The organism is Gilliamella sp. B3023 (assembly GCF_026536845.1).
GTDB lineage: Bacteria > Pseudomonadota > Gammaproteobacteria > Enterobacterales > Orbaceae > Gilliamella > Gilliamella apicola_E.
Genome location: NZ_JAFNNH010000002.1, coordinates 119,587 through 137,310, shown reverse-complemented (window position 1 = coordinate 137,310; position 17,724 = coordinate 119,587). Strand labels below are relative to the sequence as shown.

Below are 17,724 nucleotides of genomic sequence, written 5' to 3'. Positions count from 1 at the left end.
TTATTTTTAAATTAACAGATTACTTCGAAAAAAATGATGAGGTAAGAAAATTTAAATATTGATCATATCAATCTGCGATAAGTTGCCGATTGATATGAATCAGATAAAACCATCAATGCTCTGGGTTATTGAGCCATTGAGCTATTTGTTTGGCAAAATAAGTTAAAACCCCATCTGCACCCGCGCGTTTAAAACAGAGTAATGATTCCATGATGACAGATTTTTCATCTAACCAACCGTTTCCAATTGCGGCCATCAACATTGCATATTCTCCAGATACTTGATAGGCAAAGGTTGGTACCGCAAAAGTGTCTTTTACTTTACGAACAATATCTAGGTAAGGCAACCCAGGCTTAACCATTACCATGTCAGCACCTTCACTTAAATCTTGGTAAATTTCTTGTAATGCTTCATTAGCGTTGGCCGGATCAAGTTGATAGGTTTTTTTATTACCACCTTTAATGTTTTTTGCTGAACCTACAGCATCACGAAATGGTCCATAAAAGCTAGAGGCATATTTTGCTGAATAAGCCATTATTTGCGTATTAATAAAATCATGTGATTCTAGCCCATTACGAATTGCGCCAATTCGACCATCCATCATGTCACTGGGTGCAATAATATCAGAACCTGCTTGAGCTTGAACTAATGCTTGTTTAACCAAAGTACTAACAGATGTATCATTTAAAACATAACCACTATCATCAATAATACCGTCTTGGCCATGAGTGGTATAAGGATCGAGTGCAACATCACTTAAAATTCCGAGTTCTGGTAACTCTTTTTTTAGTGCCCTAATTGCTTTAGGAACTAATCCATTTTCGTTATAAGCTTCTTCAGCTAACAGTGATTTTTGAGAAGGCTCAATAGCAGGAAACAAAGACAATATAGGAATGCCTAATTTGGCAACTTGCTCTGCCTCTTTCACTAATACATCAACGCTCATTCTTTTAACATTGGGCATTGATGATACAGATTGAATAATATTTTTCCCTTCAACGATAAATACTGGATAAATCAAATCATCAACTGTTAAACGATTTTCTGCAACTAGGCGACGACTAAAATCATGAGCACGATTACGACGTAATCGTCTTTGGGGATATTGACCGGTAAAGACTGATGACATATAAATACCTATATTTTTGATTAAACGGTCTTATTATCTGACTCAAAAGTAAGATTAGCAAATAATTTGTTATGTCGTAATTATACGATATTTTACTTTACAACTTATATGATTTAGAGGTAAAATTGCGCACTAATTTTTAGTCCCTTGTGATATTAACCAAATTTGAGGTGAGAGGCACATGCCAGTAATTAAAGTACGTGAAAATGAACCTTTCGATGTAGCATTACGTCGTTTTAAACGTTCTTGCGAAAAAGCAGGAGTTTTAGCTGAAGTTCGTAACCGTGAATTTTACGAAAAACCAACAACTATTCGTAAACGCGCAAAAGCAGCTGCTGTTAAACGCCACGCTAAGAAATTAGAAAGAGAAAACGCTCGTCGCACTCGTCTATATTAATATTTATACTGAAAATTTAATTTATTTATTTTTTTAATATAAAAATTTTAACAAGCCGTACTTTTACTACGGCTTGTTGTCTTTGTGTAATGCCATAAATGGTTGAATTTTATCATGAAAGGTCTTATTCCTCGCGATTTTATTTTAGATTTGCTTGCCCGCACAAATATCCTTGATGTGATAGGTAAGCGCGTTAAAATGAAAAAAAAAGGAAATAACTATTTTGGTTGTTGTCCTTTTCATGATGAGAAAACCGCTTCTTTCTCATTAAGCGAAAAAAAGCAGATTTACTATTGTTTTGGATGTGGCGCTACTGGATCTGCAGTAAATTTTTTGATGCAATATGAGCGATTGTCTTTTCCTGAGGCAATTGAAGAGATAGCTAGTATGCAAGGAATCCGTGTTCCATACACGGATAACGAAAATAATCAAGCTGATGCATCAAAGCAAATTGAATCTCGTAATGTTCGTCGAGATCTTTATTCATTGATGTCTAAAATAACTGATTTCTACCAGCAGCAATTAGCATTATCGACTTCGGTAGATGCTCAAAAGTATCTTGAACAACGCGGATTAAACGCAGAGATTATAGCTAGGTATAAAATCGGTTATGCACCTAATTCAAAACAACTAACTTTTCAAAATATAGTTAAGACTGAAAATGAAGTGGTGCTATATGACAAGGCAGGGATGTCTGTCAATAACGATATAGGTAATCGATATGATCGCTTTCGTGGGCGTATCATGTTCCCGATTCGCGATAGACAAGGTAATGTTATCGCTTTTGGTGGAAGGACGATCTTCAATGAGTCGGCGAAATATCTAAATTCACCTGAAACTCCTATTTTTCATAAAGGTTTTCAATTATATGGACTTTATGAAGCTCAAGAAACTAATCGTAATTTAAAGCAATTAATAATTGTTGAAGGTTATATGGATGTTGTTTCTCTTGCACAGTACGGTATTGATTACGCTGTAGCTGCTTTAGGAACAGCAACATCAGAAGAGCATATTAAGCTTCTATTTAGAGCAACAGATTCCGTAATATTTTGTTACGATGGTGATAAAGCCGGGCGAAATGCTGCATGGCGAGCGCTTAATGTATTACTACCTTGTTTGATTGATGGTAAAAATATAACTTTTGCTTTTTTACCACAAGATGAAGATCCAGATAGTTACGTGCGTAAAGTCGGAAAAGATGGCTTTGAAGATTACATAAAAAAGGCGCCTAACTTATCTGAATTTTTGTTCGATGAGTTATTAAAACAGGTCGATTTAAAATCAGCTGAAGGTAAAGCTAAATTGAGTTCACTTGCTATTCCTTTACTTGAACAGGTAAAAGCAAAAGTATTTAGACTTAATTTACTTCAAAAATTAGGGCGTTATTTGGGGCTATTGGATCTATCCCAAATTGAACAATTAATCGCGAATAATAATATAAGCGAAAATAGAACTATTGATTCAGCACCTGTGCCAAAAATGAAATTGACCACTATGCGGATTTTAATTGGTTTGTTACTTCAATATCCAAATCTAGCTAAGATGGTATCTGATATTAACGTTATGAGGCAAGTTAACTTAGCGGGAATTGATATATTTATTGAACTACTTGAATTATGCCAACAATATCCAAATATAACTACAGCGCAAATATTAACTGAATGTATTAACCGACCATATTATAAACAGCTAACTCGTTTAGCAACCTGGGAGTACCATTACCAAGATGATGAAATAGAATCAATTTTTTCTAATACTTTAAAAGAGTTATATGATAATATACTCGCCCAAAGGCAAGATGAACTGATCGCAAAAGAGAGAGTCTCCGGATTGAGTACCGCAGAGAAAAAAGAATTAGCGACACTAATACTTGTTTTATCAAAAAAAGACTAAATATATAGGGTATGTGTAGAAAAATACTTTTTATTCTGCACATATAATACACATGACCGAATAACTAAATGGTGATACTTTATGGAGCAAAATTCTCAATCACAGTTAAAACTCCTAATTATACGGGGTAAGGAGCTGGGATACCTGACCTATGCTGACGTCAATGATCACTTGCCTGAAGAAATCATTGATTCAGATCAGATTGAAGATATTATCCAAATGATCAATGATATGGGGATTCAAGTACTTGAAGAAGCTCCAGACTCAGATGAATTATTACTTTCAGATAATGTTCCAGATGAAGAGGCAGTTGAAGCAGCAACAGCATTAGTTTTATCTAATGTAGAATCAGAAATAGGTCGAACTACTGACCCAGTACGTATGTATATGCGTGAAATGGGTGCGGTTGAACTATTAACCCGTGAAGGCGAAATTGATATCGCAAAACGTATTGAAGATGGGATTAATCAAGTTCAAACCTCAGTATCTGAATATCCAGAAGCCATTACTTATCTCTTAGAACAATATAATTTAATCGAAAGCGGCGAAGTTCGCTTGTCCGACCTTATTACTGGTTTTGTCGATCCGAATGCTGAAGAGTCAGAAGAAGAACTTCCTGAAGAATTGGAAGACGGTGAAGAAGAGATTGATATTGACGATAGTGATGATGAAAGTGAAGAAGAAAGCGATTCTTCAGCTGATGATGATGTCTCTATCGATCCAGAAGTAGCAAAAGCGAAATTTGCTGAATTACAAGAGCAACATGATAAAACTTCTGCTGCAATTAAAAAATATGGACGTGCTCATAAAAAAGCACAACAAGAAATTGAAAATCTATCTGAAGTTTTCAAACAATTCCGATTAGTTGGCAAGCAGTTTGATATTCTTGTTAATAATATGAGAAGCATGATGGATCGAGTAAGATCTCATGAGCGTATTATTATGCGAATTTGTGTCGAACAATGTAAAATGCCGAAAAAACAGTTTATGACTCATTTTACTGGCAATGAAAATAGCATGGACTGGTATAAAAAAGCGAGTACTGGTAAAGGTGCATTTGCTGCTAAATTAAAAGAATTTGAATCATCAATTGAAGAGCAAATTAAAGCTTTACAGCAAATTGAAACAGAAACTAATCTTTCTATCGAACAAATCAAAGATATTAATAGAAGAATGTCTATTGGTGAAGCTAAAGCTCGTCGAGCCAAGAAAGAGATGGTTGAAGCAAACTTACGTTTAGTTATCTCTATTGCTAAAAAGTATACTAATCGTGGTTTACAGTTCCTGGACCTTATTCAAGAAGGTAATATTGGATTGATGAAAGCGGTTGATAAGTTTGAATATCGCCGAGGGTATAAATTCTCAACCTATGCAACGTGGTGGATTAGACAAGCGATCACTCGTTCAATTGCTGACCAAGCAAGAACAATTCGTATCCCTGTGCATATGATTGAGACAATTAATAAACTAAATCGTATTTCTCGTCAAATGCTTCAGGAAATTGGGCGTGAACCAACACCGGAAGAGTTATCTGACCGCATGCAAATGCCTGAAGAGAAAATTCGTAAAGTACTAAAAATCGCAAAAGAACCAATTTCAATGGAAACACCAGTCGGTGATGATGAAGATTCACACTTAGGTGATTTTATTGAGGATACTGCACTTGAGCAACCACTAGATGCAGCTACATCGGAAAGTTTACGTAGTGCAACACGTGATATTTTATCTGGTCTAACACCACGTGAAGCAAAAGTCTTACGTATGCGATTTGGTATTGATATGAATACAGACCATACTCTTGAAGAAGTAGGTAAACAATTTGATGTAACGCGTGAACGTATCCGTCAAATTGAGGCTAAAGCATTACGTAAATTACGTCATCCTAGCCGATCTGATGTTCTTAGAAGTTTCTTGGAATAAATTATAACTTTAGCTAAATCGCCACTTATGTGGCGATTTTTTTAACTTATCAAGCTAATATCATGAATATACTTCAACGATTTAAAATTGATCCATTCTTGCTGACTTTGATTTGCGTTGTGACTACAGCAAGTATTTTTCCATGTAAAGGACAAGCAAAAGTGTTATTTGAAAATCTTACAACTTTTGCTATTGGTCTATTGTTTTTTATGCATGGTGCAAAACTGTCGTTTGATGCGATAATTGTTGGTATAAAAAATTGGCGATTGCATCTGTTGATATTTACTACTACCTTTGTAGTATTCCCTATTTTAGGGGTGATGATGCAGGTACTGGTTCCAACTTTTTTATCAGAAGATCTTTATTTAGGCTTTGTATATCTTTGTGTCCTACCAGCTACCGTTCAGTCAGCCATTGCCTTTACATCAATTGCAAAAGGCAATGTTGCTGCTGCAATCTGTAGTGCTTCTGCATCGACCCTATTAGGTGTCTTTATCACACCGGTATTAGTTGGATTATTAATTCATACTCAAGCTGCTGCTTCAATGAATATATTAGATACCATTGAATCTATTATGCTTAAACTGATGGTGCCATTTATTGTCGGTCATTTATCAAGACGTTTTATTGGTAAATGGGTTGATAAATATAAAGGTGTAATTTCTAAGACCGATCGTATATCGATATTATTAGTTGTTTATGTGGCTTTTAGTGATGCAGTGGTTAATGGTATTTGGTCGAAAGTCAGCTTTTTATCTCTTTTAGAAATCATTGTGTATTCAATCATCTTATTAACTATTGTGTTATTAATTACGACTTATAGCTCGAGATTCTTGGGTTTTAACAAAGAGGATGAAATTACTATTGTATTTTGTGGCTCTAAAAAAAGTTTAGCGAGTGGTATTCCAATGGCTAGTGTAATTTTTCCTATGTCTATAACAGGCATAATAATTTTACCGCTAATGATTTTCCATCAAGTACAATTGATGATCTGCGCTGTTTTAGCTTCTCATTACGCGAAAAGAAAAATATAAAAATTGTTTTGCTCATTGGGTTATTCTCAAGGATAATAGAAGCGCTATTAACAACAGAAAGATATATTATGTTTCATCTATTTGCTGATTTAGAATTTTCTACGATTATATTACTAGTTTTAGCGCTATTTTTTGTTCTTTTTTATGAGGCAATTAATGGATTTCATGATACCGCAAATGCAGTTGCGACAGTAATATATACTAGAGCATTAAAAGAACAGCTCGCTGTTTTTATGGCTGGTATGTTTAACTTTTTTGGGGTATTACTTGGCGGGCTTAGTGTTGCTTATGCAATCGTTCACCTTTTACCTACTGATTTATTACTTAATGTAAGTTCTTCTCATGGACTTGCAATGGTCTTTTCAATTTTATTTGCTGCTATCATTTGGAATTTGGGTACTTGGTATGTAGGTATTCCTGCTTCTAGTTCTCATACTTTAATTGGTGCAATTATTGGTGTTGCATTGGCCAATGCATTTATTATGGATACATCAATCATTGATGCACTTAATATTCCAAAAATGATACAAATCTTTCTATCATTAATCATTTCACCAATTGTTGGTCTTGTTATCGCTGGATTAATGATTTTTTTATTACGAAAATATTGGACCCGTAAAGGTCAAGGTAAGAAACGTAGTAAAAAAAGAGAACGAATTTTTATGACACCAGAACAGCGTGAAAAGCTATATGGTAAAAAGAAACCGCCATTTTGGATTCGTATTATGCTTATTATTTCAGCCGCTGGTGTAAGTTTCTCGCATGGCGCAAATGATGGGCAAAAAGGTATTGGTTTATTGATGTTAGTATTGATGGGCATTGCACCCGCTGGTTTTATTGTTAACATGGGGGCATCAACCTATGAAATTACCAATACCAGAAATGCGATTCATAATATTGAAGAGTACTTTATCACTCATAATGATGATCTCAATACAGTAATTGGTAAACAGTCAGCAGTTGATACTGCAACTCCTGAAAATGATTTAAATAAATATCATTGTGATTATTCTCGATCCTTCACTACGTTAAGTATTGCTAACAATTTGTTCAATAAAATTAACGATTATGGTTCGCTTAATGTAGATCAACGTTCTCAAACTAGACGTATTTTATTATGTTTATCTGATACGGTATCTCATGTTGCTAAACAACCAAATGTATCAGCAGAAGATAAACAGTACCTAAAATCATTAAATAATGATTTATTAAAAACAATTGAATATGCACCAATTTGGATAATTATCGGAGTAGCTTCAGCACTTGCAGTTGGCACAATGATTGGTTGGCGGCGAGTAGCTATTACTATTGGTGAAAAGATTGGTAAAAAGGGAATGACTTATGCACAAGGGGTTTCAGCTCAAATTACTACAGCGTTATCAATTGGTATAGCAAGCTATACAGGAATGCCTGTATCGACAACACAAGTCCTTTCTTCATCTGTTGCCGGTACGATGATTGTCGATGGTGGAGGAGTGCAAAGTAAAACGATTAAAAATATTGCATTAACCTGGGTTCTTACTTTACCTATTTCAATTTTGTTATCTGGGTCACTTTTTTGGCTTGCTCAAAAATTAATTTAGTAGTAAAAAGGAAGTATAAAATCTTAATTTAATTAGAGTGTCAAAATAGGAAGGAGTGAATATTATGGCTTATAAACACATTTTAGTCGCAGTGGATTTATCACCTGAAAGTGAAGTTCTTGTTGAAAAAGCAGTCTCAATGGCTAGACCATATAATGCTCAAATATCACTCATTCATGTGGGCATCAATTACTCTGACCTTTATACAGGCCTAGTTGATATTAATATGAATGATATGAAAGATCGTATCACTGAAGATGCCCATATTGCATTAAATAAATTAGCTGATGATGCAGGTTATCCAATTGCACATACTCTTTCTGGTAATGGTGAATTTGGACAAGTATTAATTGAAGCTATCCACGAATATGGGGCAGATCTAGTTGTTTGTGGTCATCACCAAGATTTTTGGAGTAAATTAATGTCTTCAGCACGCCAGCTAATTAATAATACCCATATCGATACATTGATTGTTCCTTTGAAAGATGATGAGCCATCCGAAGAACCATCTAAATGAAACATACGATATGAACCCGCCTTGTAGCGGGTTTTTTATATATTTTTATCTAAAATTTAGATAGTTATGTTTTCAAACAAGTTGTATATATTTGGGCACCTATTTTTCTTTTCATTCAATATCGGTATACACTTGTAATTATTATGAAGGAGATTGGATATGAATATTGCTTTAGTTACTGGTGCTTCTTCTGGCTTTGGTAAAGCAATTTGCCGAAAACTTATTACTGATGGTTATAAAGTAATTGGTGCAGCCAGACGACTTGATAAATTACAAAAACTTGCACAAGAATTAGGTAATAATTTTTTACCGCTAACTCTTGATGTGACAAAAAAAGACTCTGTTGAAACAATTTTGTTACAGCTGCCTAAAGAGTTTCAGCCTATCGATATATTAATTAACAATGCAGGATTAGCTTTAGGTTTAGCACCCGCATATGAAGCTGATTACAATGATTGGGAAACAATGATTGAAACCAATGTTATTGGATTAGTGCATTTAACATATCAAATATTACCTGGCATGGTAGAGCGTAACTATGGTTATATTATTAATCTTGGATCAGTTGCCGGTACATATCCGTATAAAGGTGGAAATGTTTACGGTGCAACAAAAGCATTTGTTAAGCAGTTTAGTGCTAATTTAAGAACAGATTTATTGGGTAAAAAAATCAGAGTAACAAATATCGAACCCGGATTATGTGGAGGAACAGAGTTTTCCAATGTCCGATTCCATGGTAATGACGAAAAAGCTGCTGCGGTTTATAAAGATGTGGATTTTATTACACCAGAAGATATTGCCAATACCGTCTCATGGTTAGTTAATACACCAAATCATTTTAATGTGAATTCAATTGAAATTATGCCGGTCGCACAAGCTTCGGCAGGGTTATCAGTTTGCAAAGAAGTTTAAGGTGAAATTAAATTACCATTATATGATACCGAGGTTTTAAAAAAATAACAAAAAAGTGAATTGAAAAACAAAATAGACTTGCACTTATGTTAATGGATTGCTATTCTTCTTATTTGTGATTTTGATTGAGGTTTTAGCAATGACATTTTCAGAAGTAACAAAAACATTTGCGACAAGCTTACCTGGTACCGATTCGTATGTAAAACTACGTAAGGCTATGAGGTCATTAATCCAAGAAGATCCGAATAACGCATCGGTTTACTTTTTAATCTTTGGATTTGCTCGCACTTATGTGATGTTATATGAAGATCAGGAAGTTTCACCACAATTTGCTGAAGACAATCAAAAATTAATGTTATCGTATCTCAACATACTTGATGAGGCATTACAAAAACAAAATGCCGAAAGTATCTATCAAGCCTTAAATAAGGTAGTGAATGAATACGAAAACAGCAAAAAGGTATTTTAATTATTTACAGCCTGACATGAAAATGTCGGGCTGTTTTGTTTAGGGTTTAGTTAAGGAAAATTAATGAAAATGGTAATGATGATTTCAGGCATTATTGGTACCACCGGCACTATTATGAAATATAGGGCGGGTTGATTTTTCCTTAAAAATATCGAAAAACCCGCCCCAAAAGGCGGGTTTTTTACTTTGTGAAATAAAAAAGTTCTTAAATAGAAATTAAAGTAAAAAGAATTCAAAATATTAGTTTTATCAGTATTTTTTAAAAATTGCATTTTGAATTATCATTGGCATAAGTTAGAAAAATAAGTAAGGTGTGATATGAAAGTTTTAAAATTTGGAGGAACATCTGTTGCCAACGCAGAACGTTTTTTGCGTGTAGCAGAGATTATTGAAAATAATGCTAAACAAGAACAAACGGCAACGGTTTTATCTGCACCAGCTAAAATTACTAATCATCTAGTGGCAATGGTTGAAAAAACCATTGCAAAACAAGATATACAAACTAATATCTACGATGCTGAAAAAATCTTTGCAGACTTACTAGAAGGTATTTCGAAAGCGGTACCTAATTTTGCCTATGAAGAAATGAAAAAGTTTGCTCTAGGTGAGTTAAATAACGTTAAACAACTATTAGAAGGTATTCGGCTATTAGGTCAATGTCCGGATAGTATTAATGCAAGTATCATTTGTAGAGGTGAAAAACTTTCGATTGCAATTATGCAAGAATTGCTTAAAGCGAAAGGTCATGCTGTAACAGTTATTAACCCTGTGGCAATGCTGATTGCTGAGGGGGACTATCTAGAGTCTACAGTTGATATTGTCGAGTCATCGCATCGAATCAGTGAAATGCATATACCTCCAGAAAATATAATTTTGATGCCAGGGTTTACCGCTGGTAATGAAAAAGGAGAATTAGTTGTTCTTGGCCGTAATGGCTCTGATTATTCAGCTTCAGTATTAGCAGCGTGTTTACGTGCCAACAGCTGCGAAATTTGGACTGATGTTGACGGAGTTTATACTTGTGATCCTCGAATTGTGCCTGATGCTAAATTACTAAAAACGATGTCTTATCAAGAAGCTATGGAACTATCGTATTTTGGTGCAAAAGTGCTTCATCCAAGAACAATTTTACCTATCGCTCAATTTCAAATTCCATGTTTAATTAAAAATACTAATAATCCAGATGCAGCAGGCACGTTAATCGGCGCTAATGTTGTTGATAGCTCAACACCAGTAAAAGGTATCACTAATTTAAATAACATGGCTATGATTAATGTATCAGGTCCAGGATTAAAAGGCATGGTAGGTATGTCAGCGCGTGTTTTTTCCGCTATGTCTTATGCTGGTATTTCCGTGGTACTTATTACGCAATCATCATCTGAATATAGTATTAGTTTTTGTGTGCCTCAAACCGAACTCTACCGAGCTGAAGAGGCATTAAGTGAAGAATTTTACTTAGAGTTAAAGGATGGCTTACTTGAACCAATTGAAGTTATCGAAAAATTAGCAATTATCTCAGTTGTTGGTGATGGTATGCGTACTTTACGTGGTTTATCGGCTAATTTCTTTACTGCATTAGCCCGAGCCAATATTAATATCGTAGCAATTGCTCAAGGCTCATCGGAACGCTCAATCTCGGTCGTTGTTGATAATGATGTTGCCGTAATGGGTGTACGTGTGACGCATCAAATGCTATTTGGTACTGACAAAATGTTAGATGTGTTTGTTATTGGTGTTGGTGGTGTTGGTGGTGCATTGGTTGATCAAATTGGTCGGCAACAAAAATGGCTTAAAAACAAACAAATCGATTTACGTGTTTGTGGTTTATTTAATTCCAAACACGCTGTTCTTAATCGGGATGGTATTGATTTAACAAATTGGCGCGATCAAATAAAACAAAGCGAGACCAATTATACTTTAAATAGCATTATTGATTTTGCTAAAAATAACCGGCTCCTCAATCCAATTTTAGTCGATTGTACTTCAAGTAGTGATGTATCAGATAAATATGTTGATTTTTTAGCTAATGGATTTCATGTTGTAACGCCAAATAAGAAAGCCAATACAAGTTCGATGGCTTATTACCATCGTTTACGGCAAGAAGCAGCTAATAGTAAGCGAAAATTTCAATATGATACTAACGTTGGTGCAGGTTTACCTGTGATAGAAAATTTACAAAATCTGCTTAATGCTGGTGATGAATTGATCAAGTTTTCAGGGATTTTATCTGGATCATTGTCTTTCATTTTTGGTAAGTTAGACGAAGGTATGTCATTGTCAGAAGCAACTAAATTAGCGAAAGAAAAAGGTTTTACCGAGCCTGATCCTAGAGATGACTTATCAGGAACAGATGTCGCAAGAAAGCTATTAATTTTAGCTCGGGAGGCTGGATTACAACTAGAACTTGATCAAATTAAAGTTGAGTCAGTATTACCAGCTGAATATTCTAAAGGTAGTATCGATGAATTCATGGCAAAACTACCACAACTGGACGCTCAGTTTAAAGAAAAATCAGAAAAGGCAGCTAAAGAAGGAAAAGTGTTACGTTATGTTGGTAGTATTGATGGAAACCAATGTAGCGTTAAGATAGAATCTGTTGATAATGATGATCCACTTTACAAAGTTAAAAATGGTGAAAATGCTTTAGCATTTTATACTAGGTACTATCAACCAATTCCATTAGTATTACGTGGTTATGGTGCTGGTAATGACGTTACAGCAGCGGGTGTGTTTGCCGATATTTTACGAACCACATCTGGAAAAATTGGAGGCTAAATGAGTCAAAAATCATTAACTGTGTATGCACCTGCATCAATGGCAAATATTAGTGTTGGCTTTGATATTTTAGGTGCAGCAATCAATCCAATTAGTGGTGCGATGTTGGGCGACTGTATTACCATCGAGTCTGCAACTGAGTTTAGCTTTACCAGCCAAGGTCAATTTGTTAAAAATTTACCAAAGGATCCCAAATTAAATATTGTTTATCAATGTTGGCAGCGTTTTTGTAAAGCCATGGGGAAAACATTACCGATAAAAATGACGCTTGAAAAAAACATGCCAATTGGTTCTGGATTAGGTTCAAGCGCTTGCTCTGTTGTTGGTGCTTTTGTTGCGTTAAATAAGTTTTTTAATGAACCATTTAATAAATTTGAATTGCTCTCCATGATGGGCGAACTTGAAGGCTGCATTTCTGGTAGTGTGCATTATGATAATGTTGCTCCTTGCTATTTAGGTGGAATGCAACTTATTCTCGACGAAATGGGCATTATAAGTGAGTCAATACCTCATTTTGAAAATTGGTATTGGGTGATGGCTTATCCTGGTATTAAAGTTTCTACAGCTGAAGCTCGAGCAATATTACCAGCTCAATATCAAAAAGCCGATTGTGTCGCGCATGGTCGTTACGTAGGTGGTTTTTTACATGCTTGTTATACTAAACAACCAAAACTTGCAGCAGCAATGTTGATTGATAATATTGCAGAACCTTATCGTAAACAATTGCTACCTAATTTCGATGAAACACAAAAAAAGGTCAAACAACTTGGTGCACTAGCCTCGGGTATATCAGGCTCAGGGCCGACGATGTTTGTGGTGGCCGACAACCTTGAAACTGCACAGCAGATTGAGTCGTTGTTAAAAAGTTCTTATCTACAAAATGAAGAAGGTTTTACTCATATTTGTAAAATAGATCCACAAGGTGCAAGAGAGATTTAAGTTATTAAACAAAACAATAATATTAAATCAATAAGAAAACAATTAAAGCATAAAAGAATTGGAACACATTATGAAACTGTATAACTTAAAAGATCATTCAGAGCAAGTTAGTTTCGCGCAGGCGGTACAACAAGGTTTAGGGAAAGAACAAGGTCTATTTTTTCCAGAACAATTGCCAAAATTTTCATCTGCAGAAATAGAAGCACTTTTAAAAATGGACTTTATCACACGTAGTGCCAAAATCTTATCGGCGTTTATTGGCAATGAAATTAGCGATAATGATATGCATCGATTAGTGCAAAACGCATTCCAATTTCCAGCTCCAGTTAAATCAGTAGAAGATGATATTGGAACATTAGAACTTTATCATGGCCCAACATTAGCATTCAAAGACTTTGGTGGACGCTTTATGGCTCAGGCTTTAGTCCAAGTGGCAGCAGATAAAAAGATTACTATCTTAACAGCAACCTCTGGTGATACTGGTGCTGCTGTTGCCCATGCGTTTTATCACTTACCCAATATTCGTGTAGTGATTTTATATCCGGAAGGTAAAATTAGTCCGTTACAAGAAAAACTATTTTGTACTTTAGGCGATAACATTCACACAATTGCTATTCAAAGTGATTTTGATGCCTGCCAAGCTTTAGTTAAAAAAGCGTTTGATGATGAAGAGCTAAAAACTACAATTGGTTTAAACTCAGCTAACTCGATTAATATCAGTCGGCTTTTAGCTCAAATTTGCTATTATTTTGAGGCTTATGCACAGCTTACGCCAAAACAACGCGAACAATTAGTTATCTCAGTACCAAGTGGTAATTTTGGTGATTTAACTGCTGGTTTACTAGCTAAAACGATGGGGTTACCAATTAAACGCTTTATTGCTGCTACTAATGCTAATGATACGGTTCCACGTTATTTAGAAACAGGAAAATGGGAACCCCATAAAACTGTGGCAACATTATCAAATGCTATGGATGTTAGTCAGCCAAACAACTGGCCAAGAATCGAAGAAATTTATAAACGAGAAGGTTGGGTACTGAAATCATTAGGGCATGCTGCTGTTTCTGATGCCGTTTCCGTAGAAACGGTTCAGGAATTAGATAAAAAAGGATATTTATCCGAGCCTCATGGTGCTATTGCTTATCGTGCATTACGAGACCAGTTGCAAGAAGGAGAGTACGGTTTATTTTTGGGTACAGCTCATCCAGCTAAGTTTAAAGAAGTAGTTGAGGATATCCTTGGCCGATCAATCTCACTACCACAACCTCTGGCTGAACGAGCTGATATGCCTTTACTTTCTCACCATATGCCTGATGATTTTAATAAATTACGTGATTTCTTAATCTCATTGACATGGTAAATTCAATTCCCGTCACCAGATTGGTGACGGTTTTTAGCTTTTTTGAATTACAAGTTAATTAATAGAGCTAGTTTATATTACTTTGTTGATAACTTGTTTAAATGGCTAATTTCGGCTATTGTAATGTAAGTTAAAACGTTATCAGGATATATTTATGCACTGTCCGTTTTGTAATGCAGATGATACAAAAGTTATTGATTCTCGTTTAGTTGGTGAAGGGTTTCAGGTTCGTCGTCGTCGACAATGTGTCGAATGTAATGAACGTTTTACGACATTTGAAGTGGCTGAATTAATTATGCCTAATGTTATTAAAAGCAATAAAGTTCGCGAACCTTTCAATGAAGATAAACTCCGCAATGGTATAAAACGAGCACTAGAAAAACGCCCTGTTAGTTTTGATGCAATTGAAGATGCAATTACTCGAATTAAATCGAAACTGAGAGCAACAGGAGAAAGGGAAGTACCGGCCAAATTAATTGGTAATTTTGTTATTGAAGAGCTTAAAAATCTCGATAAAGTTGCCTATATTCGTTTCGCATCTGTCTATTTTAGCTTTGATGATATTGAACAATTCAGTAATGAAATTGCTAAGTTACAACAAAAGTAATCCTCATTATGACTATGAATAAAGATCAATTTTATATGCAGCAAGCTATTGAGCTTGCTAAACTTGGTCGCTTCACTACTACCCCTAATCCTAATGTCGGTTGTATCATTGTTAAAAATGATCACATCATTGGTAAAGGTTTTCATATGAAAGCTGGTTTACCTCATGCAGAAGTCTATGCATTAAAAATGGCTGGTGATGAAGCTAAAGATGCTACGGCTTATGTAACGCTAGAGCCTTGCAGTCATTATGGAAGAACGCCTCCTTGCGCAGATGCACTGGTTAAATCGGGAATTAAACGAGTTGTTATTGCTATGCAGGATCCTAATCCTAATGTCGCAGGACAAGGTATAAAGAGATTAACTGATGCAGGCATTGAAGTTTGTGTTGGCGTGTTAGCTGATCAAGCCGAAGCCATTAATAAAGGCTTTTTAAAACGGATGCGAACAGGTTTGCCATTTGTACAACTAAAAATGGCAGTTTCTTTAGATGGTAAAATAGCTATGGCATCAGGCGAAAGTAAATGGATAACCTCCGTTGCGGCAAGACAAGATGTTCAGCAATATAGAGCTCAGGCAAGTTGTATCTTAAGTACCAGAAAAACAGTTCAGGAAGATAATGCGAGTTTAACGGTTAGATATAATGAATTACCTGATTCAATTAAAGAAATTTACCCTTCTACCGAAATTCGTCAACCTATACGAGTGATAATCGATAGCAAGAATCAAATGACGGGTGATGAAAATATCTTTAATCAGCCTGGTGAAACTTGGTTGGTTAGAAAACAAAATGTTCTAATATCATCACCAAATACAAAACTTATCATTGAATCATCAAACAGTCATCAAGTCGACTTATTAGAATTATTATCCATATTAGCCAAGCAGCAAATAAATTCTGTATGGGTTGAAGCTGGATCTCATTTAGCCGGTGCGCTAATTGAGCAAAATCTCGTGGATGAGTTAATCATCTATTATGCACCTAAATTACTTGGTCATAATGCACAAGATATGTTTGTATTACCTCACTTACAAAAACTTTCGTTAGCACCTCAGTTCCGATTTGAATCTGTTGAAATGGTGGGAGATGATCTGAAAATAATGTTGAGGAACGGGGTTTTTTGATAACTTTTATTTAAATATATTGTGCTATTTAACAATTTTTGAGTTGTTAATATTCTATTTTAACGATTAACTATATCTCTGTAATTTAAAAATAAAGTACAAACTGAGTATATTTTTACACTACTTAATCGGTTCAGTTCCTTTCTAGGGTTTATCGTTTACAACTTGTATGATAAATTTTATCTGTTTTTGAGTTAGGTATTTATCTTTTAACATAGGATGTGAAATGGCTAAAGTATCTTCGGCACAATTAAAGCGGCGATTGGAAATTGCTGCGATTGTGCGCAAAAATGGAGAAATAAAAGTTGATGAGTTATCTGACATGCTACAAGTTTCTCATGTAACTATTCGTCAGGATTTAACATATTTAGAACATCAAGGGTATTTAAAACGTTTTTTTGGGCGAGCAATCTATATTTCGCCTGAAGATTTTATTAGCAATTCAAATAGTGTGTATCCAAGTCGTTTGGCATCATATCTTAATACTGATAATAGTGATGTTAATTTAGTAAAAACTTGTCTAAATTATATTAAAGATGGTGATACAATTTTTTTAAGTCATGGTCATTTGATTCGAAAATTGATTCCTTTTCTGCATAATAAAAAATCATTAACAGTTATTTTAAATGATATTAATAACGCGAAACTGGTTAGAGAATTCTCAGATGCAGAAGTGATTCTTGTTGGTGGTTTTTTAATAAATGGTAATGTACTACAGCATCCTAACTTTTCATCATCTATATTAACGCAATTCCCAATATCACATTTTATATTCGAATTCGCAGCTATTAATACTAACAATTATTTAGCTATTCAAGATATTGAACATCAAGAACTTTATCAACAGATATTAAAAAGTTCAGATCATTCTATCGGTATTTTACCACCAAGAATCAGCAGTAATGATAATCATACTATTGGTAAATTAAAAAACATGGATGTTATTATTTTATCCCGCTCCGCTGTTAATGAATATCATCAACTATTGCTTAATTCTAATTTTAAACAACATACAACAAGTAAATATTCTGTGACTTACCATAATGCATTGGAGGCCTAATTAAC

Annotated in this window: 15 protein-coding genes; 14 read left to right on the top strand and 1 reads right to left on the bottom strand. The window is 34.8% G+C overall.

All coding sequences use genetic code 11. The features are described from left to right. Nucleotides 1–112: 112 nt before the first annotated feature. Nucleotides 113–1,129, bottom strand: coding sequence for a porphobilinogen synthase (gene hemB, locus J3U16_RS02020; protein WP_065734799.1), 1,017 nt, complete (start codon nt 1,127–1,129; stop codon nt 113–115). Between the two features lie 181 nt (nt 1,130–1,310). Between hemB and rpsU the strand changes: the two genes are divergently transcribed. The 14 genes from rpsU (at nt 1,311) to J3U16_RS01950 (ending at nt 17,719) form a co-directional block, all read left to right on the top strand. Further along, a complete protein-coding gene (rpsU, locus tag J3U16_RS02015) occupies nt 1,311–1,526 on the top strand; it encodes a 30S ribosomal protein S21 (RefSeq protein WP_034882800.1) in 216 nt (71 codons plus the stop codon). A 114-nt stretch (nt 1,527–1,640) separates the two neighbouring features. Then, entirely contained in the window at nt 1,641–3,419 is a 1,779-nt protein-coding gene (dnaG, locus tag J3U16_RS02010) for a DNA primase (RefSeq protein ID WP_065562348.1), read from the top strand. A gap of 81 nt (nt 3,420–3,500) precedes the next feature. Then, a complete protein-coding gene (rpoD, locus tag J3U16_RS02005; RefSeq protein ID WP_065562347.1) occupies nt 3,501–5,339 on the top strand; it encodes an RNA polymerase sigma factor RpoD in 1,839 nt (612 codons plus the stop codon). Nucleotides 5,340–5,401: 62 nt separating this feature from the next. After that, nucleotides 5,402–6,373, top strand: a complete 972-nt coding sequence (locus J3U16_RS02000; protein WP_267330040.1) for a bile acid:sodium symporter family protein — start codon at nt 5,402–5,404, stop codon at nt 6,371–6,373. Between the two features lie 68 nt (nt 6,374–6,441). Next, the gene (pitA, locus tag J3U16_RS01995; protein WP_065562346.1) at nt 6,442–7,956 is read left to right on the top strand and encodes an inorganic phosphate transporter PitA; all 1,515 of its coding nucleotides are present in this window, start codon (nt 6,442–6,444) and stop codon (nt 7,954–7,956) included. A gap of 64 nt (nt 7,957–8,020) precedes the next feature. Further along, on the top strand, nt 8,021–8,473 hold the full coding sequence (gene uspA, locus J3U16_RS01990; protein ID WP_065562345.1) for a universal stress protein UspA: 453 nt from the start codon (nt 8,021–8,023) through the stop codon (nt 8,471–8,473). Between the two features lie 159 nt (nt 8,474–8,632). After that, nucleotides 8,633–9,385, top strand: coding sequence for an SDR family oxidoreductase (locus J3U16_RS01985; RefSeq protein ID WP_065734801.1), 753 nt, complete (start codon nt 8,633–8,635; stop codon nt 9,383–9,385). A gap of 139 nt (nt 9,386–9,524) precedes the next feature. After that, nucleotides 9,525–9,854, top strand: coding sequence for a hypothetical protein (locus J3U16_RS01980; protein ID WP_065562343.1), 330 nt, complete (start codon nt 9,525–9,527; stop codon nt 9,852–9,854). Nucleotides 9,855–10,172: 318 nt separating this feature from the next. After that, a complete protein-coding gene (gene thrA / locus J3U16_RS01975; protein ID WP_267330041.1) occupies nt 10,173–12,629 on the top strand; it encodes a bifunctional aspartate kinase/homoserine dehydrogenase I in 2,457 nt (818 codons plus the stop codon). Next, nucleotides 12,630–13,568 (top strand): homoserine kinase, encoded by a 939-nt coding sequence (thrB, locus tag J3U16_RS01970; protein ID WP_220225132.1) that lies wholly within the window; start codon nt 12,630–12,632, stop codon nt 13,566–13,568. It begins immediately after the preceding gene. 70 nt (nt 13,569–13,638) lie between these two features. Further along, a complete protein-coding gene (gene thrC, locus J3U16_RS01965) occupies nt 13,639–14,928 on the top strand; it encodes a threonine synthase (RefSeq protein ID WP_267330042.1) in 1,290 nt (429 codons plus the stop codon). A 154-nt stretch (nt 14,929–15,082) separates the two neighbouring features. Continuing rightward, complete coding sequence (gene nrdR, locus J3U16_RS01960) at nt 15,083–15,535, top strand: transcriptional regulator NrdR (protein ID WP_034882816.1); 453 nt, start codon at nt 15,083–15,085, stop codon at nt 15,533–15,535. Between the two features lie 14 nt (nt 15,536–15,549). Then, complete coding sequence (gene ribD, locus J3U16_RS01955) at nt 15,550–16,659, top strand: bifunctional diaminohydroxyphosphoribosylaminopyrimidine deaminase/5-amino-6-(5-phosphoribosylamino)uracil reductase RibD (RefSeq protein WP_065734832.1); 1,110 nt, start codon at nt 15,550–15,552, stop codon at nt 16,657–16,659. Between the two features lie 226 nt (nt 16,660–16,885). Then, nucleotides 16,886–17,719, top strand: a complete 834-nt coding sequence (locus tag J3U16_RS01950) for a DeoR/GlpR family DNA-binding transcription regulator (protein WP_065734805.1) — start codon at nt 16,886–16,888, stop codon at nt 17,717–17,719. The last annotated feature ends 5 nt before the right edge of the window (nt 17,720–17,724 follow it).

Bases quoted from the DNA above. Each gene is read 5' to 3' on its own strand.
- hemB (WP_065734799.1), bottom strand. From the start codon at position 1,129: ATGTCATCAGTCTTTACCGGTCAATATCCCCAAAGACGATTACGTCGT.
- rpsU (WP_034882800.1), top strand. From the start codon at position 1,311: ATGCCAGTAATTAAAGTACGTGAAAATGAACCTTTCGATGTAGCATTA.
- dnaG (WP_065562348.1), top strand. From the start codon at position 1,641: ATGAAAGGTCTTATTCCTCGCGATTTTATTTTAGATTTGCTTGCCCGC.
- rpoD (WP_065562347.1), top strand. From the start codon at position 3,501: ATGGAGCAAAATTCTCAATCACAGTTAAAACTCCTAATTATACGGGGT.
- J3U16_RS02000 (WP_267330040.1), top strand. From the start codon at position 5,402: ATGAATATACTTCAACGATTTAAAATTGATCCATTCTTGCTGACTTTG.
- pitA (WP_065562346.1), top strand. From the start codon at position 6,442: ATGTTTCATCTATTTGCTGATTTAGAATTTTCTACGATTATATTACTA.
- uspA (WP_065562345.1), top strand. From the start codon at position 8,021: ATGGCTTATAAACACATTTTAGTCGCAGTGGATTTATCACCTGAAAGT.
- J3U16_RS01985 (WP_065734801.1), top strand. From the start codon at position 8,633: ATGAATATTGCTTTAGTTACTGGTGCTTCTTCTGGCTTTGGTAAAGCA.
- J3U16_RS01980 (WP_065562343.1), top strand. From the start codon at position 9,525: ATGACATTTTCAGAAGTAACAAAAACATTTGCGACAAGCTTACCTGGT.
- thrA (WP_267330041.1), top strand. From the start codon at position 10,173: ATGAAAGTTTTAAAATTTGGAGGAACATCTGTTGCCAACGCAGAACGT.
- thrB (WP_220225132.1), top strand. From the start codon at position 12,630: ATGAGTCAAAAATCATTAACTGTGTATGCACCTGCATCAATGGCAAAT.
- thrC (WP_267330042.1), top strand. From the start codon at position 13,639: ATGAAACTGTATAACTTAAAAGATCATTCAGAGCAAGTTAGTTTCGCG.
- nrdR (WP_034882816.1), top strand. From the start codon at position 15,083: ATGCACTGTCCGTTTTGTAATGCAGATGATACAAAAGTTATTGATTCT.
- ribD (WP_065734832.1), top strand. From the start codon at position 15,550: ATGAATAAAGATCAATTTTATATGCAGCAAGCTATTGAGCTTGCTAAA.
- J3U16_RS01950 (WP_065734805.1), top strand. From the start codon at position 16,886: ATGGCTAAAGTATCTTCGGCACAATTAAAGCGGCGATTGGAAATTGCT.